Origin of the sequence: Burkholderia anthinoferrum (assembly GCF_002925705.1) — a bacterium.
In the GTDB taxonomy this organism is placed as follows: Bacteria; Pseudomonadota; Gammaproteobacteria; order Burkholderiales; family Burkholderiaceae; genus Burkholderia; species Burkholderia semiarida.
The window spans coordinates 42,145-57,198 of record NZ_LFZP01000039.1 but is presented as its reverse complement, the minus strand read 5'-3'; the positions used below and the strand labels follow the sequence as shown (position 1 = coordinate 57,198).

Sequence of the window (15,054 nt, the reverse complement as noted above, 5' to 3'; positions counted from 1 at the left end):
AGGTCCGCCGCGCGCGGCCCGCTAGCGCATCACGGTTCCGGCGCTGTCGAGCACGAAATCGACGCAGAACACGACGAGCCGGCTCTGCGCGCGGATCGCGACGGCGGCCGTATAGCAGTCGCGGCCTTCCGTCAGCGAAAAGTGCGGGCCCATCAGCGCGACGCGCCCGGGGGCGGCGATCGCGCGCTGGAAATACGGGCGTCGCGACCAGTTGCTGTGGGTCTCCGGGAACAACGGGGCGAGGCGGGTCGCGCTCGCCTGACTATCGTCGAGCGGGGCGCCGATCGACGGCAGGAACTGTTCGCCCGTCTCGTCCGTGACGAACACGCGACGCGCGGCAGGCACCGCGAATACGCGCTGTGCGGCGTCCTGCAGGTTGCCGCTCGCCGAAAACGCGGCCGCGCCGCCGAGCACGAGGCGTTCGATCGCGTCGAAGCCCGGCTGCCCGGCGGCCACCGGCGTGTGCCGGCGGGCGATGAAGCGCCGCCACGCGGCGTCGAGCATCGCGGGCGCCGCCGCGCTCGCGTGCGCGATCGATGCATCGGGCTGACCGAACCGGAAACCCTGCACGAAATCGATGTCGGCTTCCATCAGCGCCTGCAACGCGTCGTCGCTTTCCACGCCTTCGGCCAGCACCATCGCGCCGGCCTGGTGCAGCATCGACACGAGGTGATGCATGATGCGGCGATCCTCGGCCGAGCTGGTCGAACGCTCGACGAGCGAGCGGTCGAGCTTCACGATGTCGGGTCGCGCCCGCCACACGCGGTCGAAGTTGGAGAAGCCGGTGCCGAAATCGTCGATCGCGATCAGGAAATCGCGATGCTGGATCATGTCGATCGTGCGGGCGAGCGCGGCTTCGTCGCGCGCCGGCTGCTCGACCACTTCCAGCACGATGCGGTTCGGCGGCAGCGCGAAATGCCGGCATAGCGCCTCGACGAACTCGCGCTGCACGAGGCCCGTATCGAGCACGCGCGGCGTCACGTTCAGGAACAGCCAGCCGTCGCCGATGCCCTGCGCGACGAAGTTGGCCGTGTGCAGGCAGCGCGCGAGCCGGTCGAGCAGCAGCGCGTCGGCGTCGCCGCGCGTCTTGTCGAGCAGGGCGGTGGGCGACGCCAGCGCGCCGTTCCCGTCGACGACGCGCAGCAGCGCCTCGTAGCCGACGACGCGCTTGTGCGTGATCGACAGCACGGGCTGGAACACGCTGCGCAAGGTCGTGGTGCGATAGGTGGCGAGCCAGCCGTGGGGTGTCGGCGTGAGGCGTTCGAGCAGGGCGTCGAGCGACAGGTCGCGGGTGGGCTTCATGTCAACGGTGCCCAGGCGGGGGCGGCGGGGTGTCGACACTCCGCCACGCCGATGCAGCCGCATGCGCAGGCGGACGCGAAAGAACGTGGGGCATCGAGACTGCCTTCTGCGGATAAGTGTCCCGAGTGTAACGGGATTGCCGCGGCGCGCGTATCAGGGTAACTCCAGACGCAAACGCTACATCGCGATTCCGGCACGCGGGCGGCGGCGCGGCCGCGGGCGCCGCATGCGTGCGTACGGTGCATGATCGTCGCGAAACGAAGCGCGCCGCGGCCGCGGGCGATCATCCCGCGACAGGGCGTGATCGTGCGTCGTTGCCGCCCGATACGGGAAATCCCGGCGGCCGGCCGCCGCTGTCAGACGAATGAGACGAATGCCGCGCGCCGCGGTGCGATCGGCGGCATGTCGGCCAACCCGCGGCGCGCCGTCATCGGCATTGCCGCGCGGCGGCCACTGGGCTGCGGCCTGCGACGGTCCGTGCGCGCCCGGCGTGCCGATCGTCAGGCCGCTTCGCCGCCGCGGGGCCGGACGCCGGGAATCCGCTTGATCACGCCGGTCGCGAGCGCGGTGCCGACGAGCACGATCGCGCAGCCTTCGATCATCACGGCCGACACGTGTTCGCCGAGGAACAGCGCGCCCCACAGCAGGCCGAACACGGGGATCACGAACGTCACGGTAATCGCGCGGGCGGGCCCGATGTGCGCGATCAGGTAGAAGAAGATGAAATAGGCGATGCCCGTGCACGCGACGCCGAGCGCGAGCACCGCGCCCCATGCGTGCACGCCGATCGGCGCGGCCGGCCACGTCGCGATCGCGAACGGCAGCAGCAGCACGGTCGAGCCGATCATGCTGCCCGCTGCGTTGACGAGCGGATCGACGCCGCCGAGGTTGCGTTTCGTATAGTTGGCCGCGACGCCGTACAGCAGCGTCGCGCCCAGTGCGGCCGCCGCGGCGAGCGCGGTCGCGCCGGCGCCCGTGTCGCCGTGCGCGGTCGCGATCTGGTTCCACACGAGCGTGAGTACGCCGGCGAACCCGATGACGAGGCCGAGCGCGCGCGGCAGCGACAGCTTGTCCTTCAGCCACAGATAAGCGAAGAGCGCGCCCCACAGCGGCGTCGTCGCGTTGATCACCGACGTCACGCCGGCCGACAGCGTCAATTCGGCGAACGCGAACAGGCAGAACGGGATGCCGGAATTCAGCGCGCCGACGACGAACAGCGGCCACGCATGACGGCGCAACCGGGCGCCGAGATCGGCCGGTTTGAAGCGCGTCAGCGCGAAGCCCGCGAGAAACAGCGCGCCGATGCCCACGCGCAGCGCCATCAGCGGCGCGACGCCGAAATCGACCACGCCGATCCGGATGAACAGGAAGGATGCGCCCCACAGGGCGGCGAGCACGGTCAGCAGGAAAGCGTTTTTGGGCGACATCGATCGGGGAGGGCGGGACGGGATGCGAGGATCTTACACCGCGTTACCACACCGTCGTTTCACGATCGGATGAAACGACAAGAAACGGGAACGTCGCCGGTCGTGCCCGGCGGCGGGCGGCCACGCGCGGTGCGGCCGATCAGCGATGACGCCAGCCGCCGCGTCCGCCGAAACCGAAATTGAGCGACAGTGCCGGGCCCCAATAGCCGCCCCACGCCGGCCCATACGCAGGCGCCGGATAGTAGTAGGCGGGGGCCGGATCGACATACACGGGCGCGGGCTGTACCGGCGCCGGCGCCGCCGTGTAATAGCCTCCGGGATAGTAGGCGTATGGGTAATAGCAGCCGGCAAGCGTCGCGCAGGCAAGCGCCGAGGCGACGAAGGTCCTGTTCATGATGTGTCTCCGGCGCAGCCGGCTATCGGCAGATACTCGAAGCTTAGGCCGAGGACCGGTGACACGGTATGAGAAACGGTAACCGATCATTTCCGGTCAGCGGCCACGCCCTGCGGCGCTACATGCAAAAACGGCGCGTCCGCGGTGCGGAAGCGCCGTTGAGCCGATCGGCCGTGGCCGGATGACGCCCGGCCGGCCGGAGTCGGGCTGCTTACTTGCCGATCTGGTTACCGATGATGCCGCCGGCCGCCGCGCCGCCCAGCGTCGACAGCGCGTTGCCGCCGATCGCCGCGCCGGCGACGCCGCCGACACCCGCACCGATTGCCGTATCGCGCTGGCGCCGCGACATCGAATCGCAGGCCGACAGGCTGGCCACTGTCGCGACGAGGAGCGCGCATACCCCAAAACGCCGAATCGAATTCATGATCGTTGTCCTTGTGGTAGTGAACGGAAGGCGCGCGACCGACCGGCGGCCACGCATGACCCCAATCTACGCGCCGTCCTGCGGCGCTGCTGTAAGGACTTGTTAAGGCTCGCGCGGTTTCGTAATCAATTGTTTCCCCTGCGCCGGCAGGCACGCGACATGCGCAAAAAAGCCCGCTCGAAAGCGGGCTTCGCGCGGCGCGATGCGAGCGGTGCGGCTCGCGGCGCGCTTACTGGCGGTGGTAGATCTCGGCGCCGGTCTTCACGAACTCGACCGCCTTGACCTCCATCCCCTTCTTCAGCGCTTCGGTCTCCGACACGCCTTGCTGCGCCGCGAACTCGCGCACGTCCTGCGTGATCTTCATCGAGCAGAAGTGCGGGCCGCACATCGAGCAGAAGTGCGCGACCTTCGCCGAATCCTTCGGCAGCGTCTCGTCGTGGAATTCGCGCGCCTTGTCCGGGTCGAGACCGATGTTGAACTGGTCTTCCCAGCGGAACTCGAAGCGCGCCTTCGACAGCGCGTTGTCGCGCACCTGCGCGCCCGGATGACCCTTGGCGAGGTCGGCCGCGTGCGCGGCGAGCTTGTACGTGATGATGCCTTCCTTCACGTCGTCCTTGTTCGGCAGGCCGAGGTGTTCCTTCGGCGTCACGTAGCACAGCATCGCGGTGCCGAACCAGCCGATCATCGCGGCGCCGATGCCCGACGTGATGTGGTCGTAGCCCGGCGCGATGTCGGTGGTCAGCGGCCCGAGCGTGTAGAACGGCGCTTCCTTGCACCAGTCGAGCTGGAGATCCATGTTCTCCTTGATCAACTGCATCGGCACGTGGCCGGGGCCTTCGATCATCACCTGCACGTCGTGCTTCCACGCGATCTGCGTGAGCTCGCCGAGCGTCTTCAGTTCGCCGAGCTGCGCTTCGTCGTTCGCGTCGTAGATCGAGCCGGGGCGCAGGCCGTCGCCGAGCGAGAAGCTCACGTCGTACGCCTTCATGATCTCGCAGATCTCTTCGAAGTGTTCGTACAGGAAGCTTTCCTTGTGATGCGCGAGGCACCACTTCGCCATGATCGAGCCGCCGCGCGACACGATGCCCGTCATCCGGTTCGCGGTGAGCGGCACGTACTGCAGGCGCACGCCCGCGTGGATCGTGAAGTAGTCGACGCCTTGCTCGGCCTGTTCGATCAGCGTGTCGCGGAAGATTTCCCAGGTCAGGTCCTCGGCCTTGCCGTTGACCTTTTCGAGCGCCTGGTAGATCGGCACCGTGCCGATCGGCACCGGGCTGTTGCGGATGATCCACTCGCGCGTTTCATGGATGTGCTTGCCGGTCGACAGATCCATCACCGTGTCGCCGCCCCAGCGGATCGCCCACGTCATCTTGTCGACTTCCTCGCCGATCGACGACGTGACGGCCGAGTTGCCGATGTTCGCGTTGATCTTCACGAGGAAGTTGCGGCCGATGATCATCGGCTCGGATTCCGGATGGTTGATGTTCGCGGGGATGATCGCGCGGCCGCGCGCGACTTCGTCGCGCACGAATTCCGGCGTGATCTCGGCCAGCGCGTTCGCGCCAAAGGCCGCGGCGCCGAACGCCTGGCCCGGATGCTGGCGGCCCATCATCGCGGCGAGCTTCGCGCCGTTCGGGCCGCTCGACTTCAGGCTCTCGATGTATTCGGCGCGGCGCTGGTTCTCGCGGATCGCGATGTATTCCATTTCCGGCGTGATGATGCCCTGACGCGCGTAGTGCATCTGCGTGACGTTCTTGCCGGGCTGCGCGCGGCGCGGGTTGCGGTGCAGGCCCGGGAAACGCAGGTCGGCGGTGGCCGGGTCGGCCGCGCGCTCGAGGCCGTACCGGCTCGACAGGCCGGGGAGCACTTCGGTGTCGCCGCGCGCTTCGATCCAGCGCTGACGCAGTGCGGGCAGGCCCGCGCGGATGTCGATCTTCGCGTCCGGATCGGTGTACGGGCCCGACGTGTCGTACACGTAGATCGGCGGATTCTTCTCGCCGCCGAAGCCGGTCGGCGTGTCGGCCTGCGTGATCTCGCGCATCGGCACGCGAATGTCGGGTTGCGAGCCGGTGACATACACCTTGCGCGAATTGGGCAGCGGGGCGACGGCGGCGGCGTCGACGTGGGCGTCGGCAGACAGAAACTTCGGATTGGCGTTCATGCAATCTCCTGTGCGGGCGCCGGACAGGCGCTTCGGCGCTTGCCCGGAGCCCTTGACGAATGTGGGGCTCGAGCTAAGCAGGAGACAAGGCTTGGTGAGGCGGCGGGTTTCGTCAGAGGGATGGCGGCGAAATCCGTACGCTTCCCTGCGCTGGCATTATCCAGATCAGGTTCAAAGGGTATTTCTCACCCGCAATGCCGGTTGTTTGACCGAACGCATTGCAGGACCCCCGCGTTAGCAGCGCACACGATACACCGGCTTGGCGGTGGTTTCAACCGGGTGCGGATCGGATTGCGCCGGGCGATGGCCGGATCGCGGCCGCTGGTGCGCGCACGCTGCGCCGCAGCAAGCGCTGCGGTCGAACCGCGATGCAGGGCCGGACAGAACGGCCGAGCGGGGCAGTAGTCCGTTCCCTTTTTTCAGGCGCAAAAAATTTTCGTCATCGCTGTCATTTCCGTCCGCGTGCTCCGTCTATTCGGCTCCTTAACCCATGTATCGGAGAGATGTCATGAAAAAAGTATTCGTCGCCACCTGTATCGCCGCACTTGCCACGATCGCAACGGGGGCCTACGCGCAGAACGATGCGATGTCGAAGGACGGCATGTCGATGTCGAAGGACGCGATGGGCCACGACGCGATGTCGAAGGACGGTGCGATGGCGAAGGACGGCATGAAGAAGGACGGCATGAAGAAGCAGGCGATGAAGAACGACGCGATGAAGAAGGACGCGATGGGTCACGATTCGATGAAGAAGGACGACGCGATGAAGAAGGACGCCATGAGCCCGTCGAACTAACGAATGCGTGCGGGGCGCGACCGGCCGGTCACCGGCGCGCGTCGCGCCCCGTCACATCATCCCGGGAGTCTTCATCATGCAAACGGTCCCTGTCACTGATCGCGCGAATGCGCCGCCGCCCGCGCCGACGATCCATCCGCGGTGGGTGCGCGCGAGCCACTGGCTCAACGCGCTCGCGGCGATCCTGATGGCGTTGTCCGGCTGGCGCATCTATGACGCGTCGCCGATCTATCCGTCGTTCACGTTCGCGCACGGCATCACGCTCGGCGGCTGGCTCGGCGGTGCGCTGCAATGGCATTTCGCGGCGATGTGGCTGCTGGTCGGCAACGGCCTGTTCTACCTCGCGATGTCGATCGCGACGGGGCGCTTCGCACGCAAGCTGCTGCCCGTGACACCTGCGTCGGTGTGGCGCGACGTGCGCGCCGCGCTCGGCGGGCGGCTGTCGCACGACGACCTGAGCGTCTACAACGCGGTGCAGCGTGCCGCGTATCTGACCGCGATCGTCGATCTCGTCGTATTGGTGCTGTCGGGGCTCGCGATCTGGAAATCGGTGCAGTTCCCGCTGCTGCGCGAACTGTTCGGCGGTTACGACAATGCGCGCATCGTGCACTTCTGGGCGATGTCGCTGCTGGTCGCGTTCGTGGTCGTCCACGTCGCGATGGCGTTGCTGGTGCCGCGCTCGCTGCTCGCGATGCTGCGCGGCCGCTGACCCGTACACCGCGGGCGAAGGAAATCATCATGTCGGAATCTGAAAACAACCGCGGCGAGCCGCGCTGGGCGCTCGACCGGAAATCGCTCGAGCTCGACGTGCGCCGCGAACTCGAGATGCCGTCGCGACGGCTCTTCAACCGGCGCGTGCTGACGCTCGGCGGCCTCACGATGCTGACCGGCTGCACGCTGCAGGACGACGCGTCGGTCAACACGTTCCTCGAGAAAGTGTCGCGCATGAACGACCGCGTGCAGGCGTGGCTGTTCAACCCGAACCAGCTCGCGCCGACCTACACCGAGGCCGACATCACGCGGCCGTTTCCGTTCAACGCGTACTACGGAATCGACGACGTGCCGCACGTCGACGAATCGACGTATCGGCTCGTGCTGTCGGGCCGCGTGACGGGCAAACGCGTATGGACGCTCGACGAGCTTCGCGCACTGCCGCATGCGGAACAGATCACCCGGCATATTTGCGTGGAAGGGTGGAGCGCGATCGGCCGCTGGGGCGGCACGCCGTTCGGCGCATTTCTCGCGCGCGCGGGCGCCGACACGCGGGCGAAATACGTCGGCTTCAAGTGCGCGGACGACTACTACGAAAGCATCGACATGCCGACCGCGCTGCATCCGCAGACGCTGCTCGCGTTCGAGTACGACGGCCGCCGGCTGCCGGCGGAATACGGCTTCCCGATGAAGCTGCGGATGCCGACCAAGCTCGGCTACAAGAACCCGAAGCACATCATGGAAATCTTCGTGACGGACACGTTCCCCGGCGGCTATTGGGTCGATCAGGGCTACAACTGGTTCGGTGGATCGTGATGTGGGCCGCATCGCGCGAGGGGGCGGCGACTCATCTCGAAAATGATCGGAAAAGATCGAATTTTATGGCGTCAATGAGGCTGGTAATTTAGTACTTGTACGATTGTTTGTCAGATGCATCGAATTTTATAATTTTCTCATCGCGCCAGGTCTCCTCGCTGGAGATCGGCGCCGATTGACGGATGTATCTGGCAGCAGCGGAATTTAACCTATTCGCTATTCGAATCGCGAATGACAGGTCGAGTAACGCTGGTCGCGCACGGTGTGATGCGTGTGCGGCTGCGCCTTCCTTTTTCCTATTCGCGGTGAGTCGATTAGCATGGGTCGTGTATTTTTTCGGCGTGGTTTGCCGTTGGGAGCATTTTGTCTGCTGGCGGGTTTGACGTTGTCGGCCTGCGGCGGTGACGATTCGTCCGAGGTCGTGCAGATCGAGGACGCGAGCCCGCGTCCGGAGCCGGGCGATGTTGAAGTGGTCGATCCGCCGCCCACGCTGCCCGAGGCGGTGCCCGGCGAGCCTCCGCCGGTTGTGCCGCCGCCGGTTGTGCCTCCACCGGTTGTGCCTCCGCCGGTCGAGCCGCCCCCGGTCGAGCCGCCGCCGGTTGTGCCTCCACCGGTTGTGCCTCCGCCGGTCGAGCCTCCGCCGGTCGAGCCGCCCCCGGTCGAACCACCCCCGGTCGAACCACCCCCGGTCGAACCGCCGCCTGCACCCATCGACACGAGCTTCGCCATCCGCAACCTCGCCCAAGGCGGCGAGCGCTGCCTCACGATGTCGACTGTCGATGGCGTGTCCGTCGGGTTCGCGGCCTGTTCGGGATCGGACGCGCAGCGCTGGCGCATGGAGCGGGCCAACAACGAGAACTTCAGGGTGAAGAACGTGCTGGCCGCATCGCAGAGCCGCGACGTCTGCCTGCGTGCGGCGCCTGCCGCGCCGGGCGCGGTGAGCATGTCGTCGTGCGGCGGCGCCGATTACCCGGCGACGCGGCTGTGGCGTGCGGCGATGCTCGATCCGAACGGCATGTTCACGATGCTGAACAAGCACTGGGCCGCGACGAACACGCTGCAGGCGACGGAGGGCGCACCCGCGATGCTGCCCGAAACCGGCCAGCCCGCCGCGCGCTGGACCTATGAAGGCGAGGTGCCGACCCTCATGCGAAGGGTCGGCGGCACCGATCGCGTGTTGCTGATAACGGGCCGCTTTACGGGCCAGACGGCGAATCCCGCCGAGCCGATCCGCAAGGCGGTATTCGGTGACGGCGACGATTTTTCGTCGCTCGCGCACTACCTCAAGCTGGCATCGCGCGGCAAGTTCGGGATCGAAGGCACAATGCTGACCGACGTGGATCTCGGCGATTTCCCCAAGGGGTGCGATTCGGTCGCCATTCGCGCGCAGGCGAAGGCCGCGGCGAAGGCGCGCGGCGTCGATGCCGGCAAGTTCAACTTGTTGTTCGTCGATTTCCCGTCGAACCGCGAATGCAGATTTTCAGGTCTGGCCGGGAGCCCGGGCGCGTGGGTCCTGTCGAACGGCTCCGGGCATGGGTACTGGATGTGGACGCACGAGTTCGGGCACGGGCTCGGCGTACACCACCCCGATTCGCTGCAACACTGCCCGGTCAAGGATGGCGCCGTCGTGATCGGCAACGGCTGCGTGACGGGCGGCATCGACGATCCGACCGATACCGTGGGCGGTGGCGGCCGGCGGATGTATCCGGTCGATTACCAGTTGTTTACCGGCTGGCTTTCCGAGGAGGACGTGCCCGCCATCGTCAAGCCCGGCACGTATCGCCTCGCGCCGTTGTGGAGCACGCTGCCGGGCAAGCAGGGCTACCGGCTGCCGCGTGGGGACGGCTCGGCGCTGGTGCTCGAATTCCGCCGTCCGCAGCTCGACGCGGGCAAGCGCGGCACGTTCGAGGACTGGCCGGACACGTCGCCGTTCGTCAACGGCGTGACGGTGCGGATCATGCGCCACCCGAACACCGTGAGCATCAAGAACACCCTCGTCGATGCGACGCCCGGCAGCGCGGACGGCATGAAGGACGCGCCGCTGATGCCGGGCAAGTCGATCGTCGATACGGTGTCCGGACGCCGGATCACCGTGCTGTCGGCCGACGAGAGCGGCGCGGTCGTGCAGGTCGAACTGGCGCGGTAGACGGGAAGGGCTCGCGGCACGCCAGGTGTCGCGCCGAAACGTCACTCCCGATCCTTTCGGATAGGTCTGACGATGCTTTCGAATCCTTGATGCCATAATGCCGAGCGTGCGCAACCGAAAACGGTTGCGCGCGTTTTTTTTGTCCCTCTGCCGCCGCTTGCCGGTTCTTTTTCGTCGCCGTTCGCACTGCCATGTCGTTCCGCACGTTTGCTCTGCCTTCCCGGTTCCGCCTGGACCGTTTGCCGGCATTGCCGGCGTCTTTCCGCGGAGCACGCGACGCGACGTGCGGGCGGGCAGCGCAATGACACCGCTCGACCGCCTTCTCGATTTCCTCGCCCGATTTTCGTTCCGGATCCGCCTGCCCCAAAGCCGCGGCGGTCGCGTGGCGCTGGCGCTCGTCTTCATCTATTTCGTCTGGGGCTCGACTTACAGCGGGCTGCATTTCGCGCTGCAGTCGTTTCCGCCGCTGCTGCTGTCGGGGCTGCGCAACCTGCTCGGTGGGGTCGGCCTGTTCATCTTCGCGCTGCGGCGCAAGCCCGAATGGCCGACGCTGCTGGAAATCCGCAACTCGGCGATCGTCGGCACGATGCTCGTCGCGCTGTCGTCCGGCACGATCGCGCTCGGCATGCGCACGGTCAGCAGCGGGTCGGCCGCGGTGATGGTGGCCACGGTGCCGCTGTTCGCGACCGTGATCGCGGCGGTCGCCGGGCGGCCGGTGGCGAAGGGCGAATGGGCGGCCGTCGCGCTCGGGATGGTCGGCATCGTCGTGCTGAATTCGGGCGGCGCGGCCGCCGCGAACTCGGCGCTCGGCACGATCTGCGTGCTGGCCGGCGCACTGTTCTGGGCGGGCGGCGCGCATCTCGCGACGCGGCTCAAGCTGCCGTCCGACCTGTTCCTGTCGACGTCGCTGCAGATCGGCCTCGGCGGGCTGATGTCGACGATCGTCGCGTGGCTGTTGGGCGAACGCGTCGAACAACTGGCCGTCGGGTCGGTGTTCGCGTTCGTGTACCTGATGGTGTTCTGCACGATGGCCGCGTACGTCGCGTACGGCTATCTGATCCGCCATACGAGCCCGATCATCGCGAGCAGCTGCATGTACGTGAATCCCATCGTCGCGGTCGCGCTCGGTGCGCTGCTGCTGGGCGAACCGGTGACGATGGCGACCGTCGTTGCGACCGTCGCGATTCTCGGCAGCGTCGGGTTGTCGTTCGTGTTCGATCCGGCGCGTCGGCCTGCGGCTGCTACGGCCACCGCCTCGGCCGCCACTTCACCGGCCGCACCGGCCGCACCGGCCGCGGCGGTGGAGCAGGCGCTCACAAGCGATGCTTCGCCGCCGTCCGAGCCGATGGCGACCCCCGATCCGGCGCCGATTCTCGCGCCTTCGGCCGTCCCGTTGGCGGTACCGACGCCTGCCGCGGTGATGGATCCCGGCGCGGTGATCGACCCGGCCCCGGCGTTCGCGCCGCCGCCCGCCGCCGCCGAGCCGGCCGCCGCGCGCACCGACGCGTGACGCCGCCGCAGCCGTAGCAGCCGCAGCCGATCCCGCTCAGCCGCGCCGGCCGCCGCGATGGTGGGACCAGCCGGCGAGCGCGGCAAACAGCAGGCCGGCCGCGCACATGCCGGTCCAGCCGAACGCGCGCCATGCGGCGACGCCGGCCGACGAGCCGAGCGCGCCGCCGATGAAGTAGCACACCATGTACACCGTGTTCACGCGGCTGCGCGCGTCGGGCTTCAGCGCATAGATGCGCGACTGGTTCGAGATCTGCGCGGCCTGCACGCCCACGTCGAGCACGATCACGCCGATCACGAGCCCGACGAGGCTCGACCCCGACAGCGCGAAGATCACGAACGACAGCGCGAGCAGCGCGATCGCGAGCGAGATGATCGCGCGTGGGCCGCGCGTGTCCGCGAAGCGGCCCGCATAGGGCGCGGCGAGCGCGCCCGCGGCGCCGACGATCCCGAACAATCCGGCTGCCTGCGGGCCGAGATGGAACGGCGCGCCGGCGAGCAGCAGCGTGAGCACGGGCCAGAATGCGCTGAACGCCGCGAACAGCGCGGCGCCCGTCAGCGATGCCTCGCGCAGCCCCCGCAATTCGACGGCCAGATGCCACATCGAGCCGAGCAGCTTGCCGTACGACAGCGTCGACGTCGGCGAGCTGCGCGGCAGCCGCAGCACGATCACGACGGCGAGCGCGACGAGCGCCGCGACCGAGGCGGCGAACACCGCACGCCAGCCGAAATACTCGGCGACGAAGCCGGCGGCGGTACGCGCGAGCAGGATGCCGAGCAGCAGGCCGCTCATCACGGTGCCGACCGCGTGGCCGCGTTCGGCCGGCGGCGCGATTTCGGCGGCGAACGGCACGGCCTGCTGCGCGATGGTCGCGAGGATGCCGATCGCGAGGCTCGCGATCGCGAGCACGGCCAGCGACGGCGCGGCGGCCGCCACGATCAGCGCGATCGACAGCCCGGCGATCTGCAGCAGGATCAGCCCGCGGCGATCGAAACGGTCGCCGAGCGGCGCGAGCAGGAACATGCCGGCCGCATAGCCGAGCTGCGTCGCGGTCGGCACCGCGCCGATCCATGACGCGCCGTCCGGAAAGGTCGCGCGGAAGCTGTCGAGCAGCGGCTGGTTGTAGTAGATGTTGGCGACCGACACGCCCGCGATCGTCGCGAGCAGCAACAGCAGGCTGCGCGAGTAGTGGGGCGAGGCGGCGTCGGTCGGACGATCGGTGGAGGCGGTGGACATGGCGGCGGCAACGAAGTGGGGCGGCGCGGCAGGCGGCGCACGCGTCGGATGCGCCGGCAGGCCGGGCGCCGGTCGAGGCTGCCGATCATACCGGAGCGACGCGAATCCTGCCGGCGGCAAGCCGGCGCGACGGGCCGGCCTTCGCCCGTCACCGCGCTTCACATCGGTCAGTCGACCAGCTCGCCCGTCGGCTCGTAGAACGGATACGGCCCCGCGCCTTCGTCGATATACACGTGATGCGACGTCATCCCCATATCGGGCGCATGACGGTGGACCGCGAACGCCGGCGGTTCGAGCCGGAACGCGGACGGCGCGTCGGCCCGCAGGTCGAACGCGACCTGGTGCGCGGGCGACGGCACCGCGCACGCGAGCGTGCCGCCGAAGCGCGTGAACATCGTGCGGTGCACGTGGCCGCACAGCACGCGCTCGACGTTCGGATGCGCGCGCAGCAGCGCATCGAGTTTCGCCGCGGCGCCAGGTGCGAGACGCAGCTTGTCCATGTGGCCGATGCCCGACACGAACGGCGGGTGATGCAGCGCGACGATCACCGGCTGCGCGCGCGCGGCGTCGAGCTGCGCGGCGAGCCACGCGAGCCGCGCGTCGCACAGGTCGCCGTGGCTCGCGCCCGGCACCTGCGAATCGAGCGCGAGCACGCGCACCGCGCCGACATCGAGCGCGTACTGCACGAATTTGCCGTCCTGCAACTCGGCGCGATCGGCGAACGCACGGCGCAGACCGGCACGGTCGTCGTGATTGCCGATCATCAGGTAGTACGGCATCTCGAGTGCCGCGAGCAGCTCGCGCAGGTTGCCGTACTCTTCATCGTGGCCGAAGTCGGTCAGGTCGCCGGTGACGAGCACGGCGTCGGGGCGCGGCACGAGTGCGTTCAGCTTCGCGATGCAGCGCGCGAGCGCGGCCCCGGTGTCGACGCGCCGGTACGCGAGCTGGCCCGGCCGCTTGATGTGGAGATCGCTGATTTGAGCAAGCAGCATCGTCGTTCCTCGGAATCGTCTGGTTGTTGTCGCGGCGGCGTGCGCCGTCGTGGGGGGCTGCATGCATGATGCCCGATCGGCGGCTTACGCGCCGAGCGCGATCAGGCCTTCCGGCGCGATCGTGAGACCGACCGCCGTGCCGCGCGCGAGCGCGATGCGGCCCGGTACGTCGATCACGAGCGCGTCGGGCGCCGCATCCTCGATCGTGAGCCGCGTGCGCTCGCCGAGGAACGCGCATGCGCCGACCGCCCCGCGCAGCGGCGCGTGCGCGGGATCGGCGAGTTGCGCGTCCTCGGGGCGGAAGAACCATTCGTCGGCCGCATGCGGCGTGACGATCGCGCCGCCCGTCGTTGCGAGCGCCCCGTCGCGCCACTGGCCCGCCAGCCGGTTCAGCGTGCCGATGAAGTGCGCGACCGTGCGGTTCGCGGGGTGGTAGTAGATCTCGCGCGGCGTGCCGATCTGCTCGATGCGGCCCGCGCCCATCACGACGATCCGGTCGCCGAGCTCCATCGCCTCGGCCTGATCGTGCGTCACGTAGACGGTCGTCACGCCGAGCGCGCGCAGCAGCGCGTTCATGTCGCGGCGCAGCACGTCGCGCAGCTTCGCGTCGAGCGCGGTCAGCGGTTCGTCGAGCAGCAGCACGCGCGGCCGCACCGCGAGCGCACGCGCCAGCGCGACGCGCTGACGCTGGCCGCCCGACAGTTGATCGACCGGTTTGTCCGCATGCGCGTCGAGCCGCATCATCGCGAGCAGTTCGTCGACGCGTTCGCGCAACGCTCGCGGCGCGGTCTTGCGGATCTTCAGCCCGTAGCCGACGTTGCCGCGCACCGTCAGGTTCGGAAACAGCGCGTAGTTCTGGAACACCATGCCGACCTGCCGGCGCTCGATCGGCAGCGCGGTCACGTCGTCGTCGCCGAACGCGATCGTGCCGCCGGCGTCCGGCGTGTCGAGGCCCGCGATCAGGCGCAGCGTGGTCGTCTTGCCGCAGCCGGACGGCCCGAGCAGCACGAGCGTTTCCCCGGCGCCGATCGACAGGTCGAGCGGCTCGAGCACGCGTGTGCCGCGGAACGTCTTCGCGCAGCCGGTCAGGGTGATGGGCGTGGAATCGAGTTTCATGGAATCGGTAAAGTCAGCACAGG

At 68.3% G+C, this 15,054-nt stretch carries 13 protein-coding genes and 1 riboswitch; of the genes, 5 read left to right on the top strand and 8 right to left on the bottom strand.

What is annotated here, in order from left to right:
- Nucleotides 1-21 precede the first annotated feature (21 nt).
- The 5 genes from C5F75_RS12970 to thiC all read right to left on the bottom strand — a co-directional run bounded on the left by C5F75_RS12970 (nucleotide 22) and on the right by thiC (nucleotide 5,708).
- Complete coding sequence (locus C5F75_RS12970) at nucleotides 22-1,302, bottom strand: sensor domain-containing phosphodiesterase (RefSeq protein ID WP_059573929.1); 1,281 nt, start codon at nucleotides 1,300-1,302, stop codon at nucleotides 22-24.
- A gap of 500 nt (nucleotides 1,303-1,802) precedes the next feature.
- A complete protein-coding gene (locus C5F75_RS12960; RefSeq protein ID WP_059573928.1) occupies nucleotides 1,803-2,729 on the bottom strand; it encodes a DMT family transporter in 927 nt (308 codons plus the stop codon).
- A 139-nt stretch (nucleotides 2,730-2,868) separates the two neighbouring features.
- Nucleotides 2,869-3,123, bottom strand: coding sequence for a hypothetical protein (locus C5F75_RS12955; RefSeq protein ID WP_059573927.1), 255 nt, complete (start codon nucleotides 3,121-3,123; stop codon nucleotides 2,869-2,871).
- A gap of 211 nt (nucleotides 3,124-3,334) precedes the next feature.
- Complete coding sequence (locus C5F75_RS12950) at nucleotides 3,335-3,547, bottom strand: glycine zipper 2TM domain-containing protein (protein ID WP_059573926.1); 213 nt, start codon at nucleotides 3,545-3,547, stop codon at nucleotides 3,335-3,337.
- 229 nt (nucleotides 3,548-3,776) lie between these two features.
- Nucleotides 3,777-5,708 (bottom strand): phosphomethylpyrimidine synthase ThiC, encoded by a 1,932-nt coding sequence (gene thiC / locus C5F75_RS12945; RefSeq protein ID WP_059573925.1) that lies wholly within the window; start codon nucleotides 5,706-5,708, stop codon nucleotides 3,777-3,779.
- A gap of 124 nt (nucleotides 5,709-5,832) precedes the next feature.
- Nucleotides 5,833-5,949, bottom strand: a riboswitch (TPP riboswitch).
- A gap of 267 nt (nucleotides 5,950-6,216) precedes the next feature.
- Here thiC and C5F75_RS12940 point away from each other — a divergent pair.
- From C5F75_RS12940 to C5F75_RS12910, 5 genes are all read left to right on the top strand, one after another.
- Entirely contained in the window at nucleotides 6,217-6,504 is a 288-nt protein-coding gene (locus tag C5F75_RS12940) for a pentapeptide MXKDX repeat protein (protein WP_104012332.1), read from the top strand.
- Nucleotides 6,505-6,580: 76 nt separating this feature from the next.
- On the top strand, nucleotides 6,581-7,213 hold the full coding sequence (locus C5F75_RS12935; protein ID WP_060011466.1) for a cytochrome b/b6 domain-containing protein: 633 nt from the start codon (nucleotides 6,581-6,583) through the stop codon (nucleotides 7,211-7,213).
- A 29-nt stretch (nucleotides 7,214-7,242) separates the two neighbouring features.
- Nucleotides 7,243-8,031: a molybdopterin-dependent oxidoreductase gene (locus C5F75_RS12930; protein WP_060965801.1), complete on the top strand. Its 789-nt coding sequence runs from the start codon at nucleotides 7,243-7,245 to the stop codon at nucleotides 8,029-8,031.
- Between the two features lie 766 nt (nucleotides 8,032-8,797).
- Nucleotides 8,798-10,177: an RICIN domain-containing protein gene (locus tag C5F75_RS12920; protein WP_181035416.1), complete on the top strand. Its 1,380-nt coding sequence runs from the start codon at nucleotides 8,798-8,800 to the stop codon at nucleotides 10,175-10,177.
- 301 nt (nucleotides 10,178-10,478) lie between these two features.
- Entirely contained in the window at nucleotides 10,479-11,687 is a 1,209-nt protein-coding gene (locus tag C5F75_RS12910) for an EamA family transporter (protein WP_104012340.1), read from the top strand.
- A gap of 36 nt (nucleotides 11,688-11,723) precedes the next feature.
- Here C5F75_RS12910 and C5F75_RS12905 read toward each other — a convergent pair whose 3' ends face one another.
- The 3 genes from C5F75_RS12905 to C5F75_RS12895 all read right to left on the bottom strand — a co-directional run bounded on the left by C5F75_RS12905 (nucleotide 11,724) and on the right by C5F75_RS12895 (nucleotide 15,031).
- A complete protein-coding gene (locus tag C5F75_RS12905) occupies nucleotides 11,724-12,923 on the bottom strand; it encodes an MFS transporter (RefSeq protein ID WP_104012331.1) in 1,200 nt (399 codons plus the stop codon).
- A gap of 167 nt (nucleotides 12,924-13,090) precedes the next feature.
- Nucleotides 13,091-13,915, bottom strand: a complete 825-nt coding sequence (locus tag C5F75_RS12900) for a phosphodiesterase (RefSeq protein WP_104012330.1) — start codon at nucleotides 13,913-13,915, stop codon at nucleotides 13,091-13,093.
- Between the two features lie 84 nt (nucleotides 13,916-13,999).
- Entirely contained in the window at nucleotides 14,000-15,031 is a 1,032-nt protein-coding gene (locus C5F75_RS12895) for an ABC transporter ATP-binding protein (RefSeq protein WP_059573919.1), read from the bottom strand.
- Nucleotides 15,032-15,054: the final 23 nt, after the last annotated feature.

Coding starts and splice junctions, on each gene's coding strand:
- C5F75_RS12950 (WP_059573926.1), bottom strand. CDS start 3,547: ATGAATTCGATTCGGCGTTTTGGGGTATGCGCGCTCCTCGTCGCGACA.
- C5F75_RS12905 (WP_104012331.1), bottom strand. CDS start 12,923: ATGTCCACCGCCTCCACCGATCGTCCGACCGACGCCGCCTCGCCCCAC.
- C5F75_RS12930 (WP_060965801.1), top strand. CDS start 7,243: ATGTCGGAATCTGAAAACAACCGCGGCGAGCCGCGCTGGGCGCTCGAC.
- C5F75_RS12920 (WP_181035416.1), top strand. CDS start 8,798: ATGTCGACTGTCGATGGCGTGTCCGTCGGGTTCGCGGCCTGTTCGGGA.
- C5F75_RS12970 (WP_059573929.1), bottom strand. CDS start 1,302: ATGAAGCCCACCCGCGACCTGTCGCTCGACGCCCTGCTCGAACGCCTC.
- C5F75_RS12900 (WP_104012330.1), bottom strand. CDS start 13,915: ATGCTGCTTGCTCAAATCAGCGATCTCCACATCAAGCGGCCGGGCCAG.
- C5F75_RS12960 (WP_059573928.1), bottom strand. CDS start 2,729: ATGTCGCCCAAAAACGCTTTCCTGCTGACCGTGCTCGCCGCCCTGTGG.
- C5F75_RS12895 (WP_059573919.1), bottom strand. CDS start 15,031: ATGAAACTCGATTCCACGCCCATCACCCTGACCGGCTGCGCGAAGACG.
- C5F75_RS12910 (WP_104012340.1), top strand. CDS start 10,479: ATGACACCGCTCGACCGCCTTCTCGATTTCCTCGCCCGATTTTCGTTC.
- C5F75_RS12955 (WP_059573927.1), bottom strand. CDS start 3,123: ATGAACAGGACCTTCGTCGCCTCGGCGCTTGCCTGCGCGACGCTTGCC.
- C5F75_RS12940 (WP_104012332.1), top strand. CDS start 6,217: ATGAAAAAAGTATTCGTCGCCACCTGTATCGCCGCACTTGCCACGATC.
- thiC (WP_059573925.1), bottom strand. CDS start 5,708: ATGAACGCCAATCCGAAGTTTCTGTCTGCCGACGCCCACGTCGACGCC.
- C5F75_RS12935 (WP_060011466.1), top strand. CDS start 6,581: ATGCAAACGGTCCCTGTCACTGATCGCGCGAATGCGCCGCCGCCCGCG.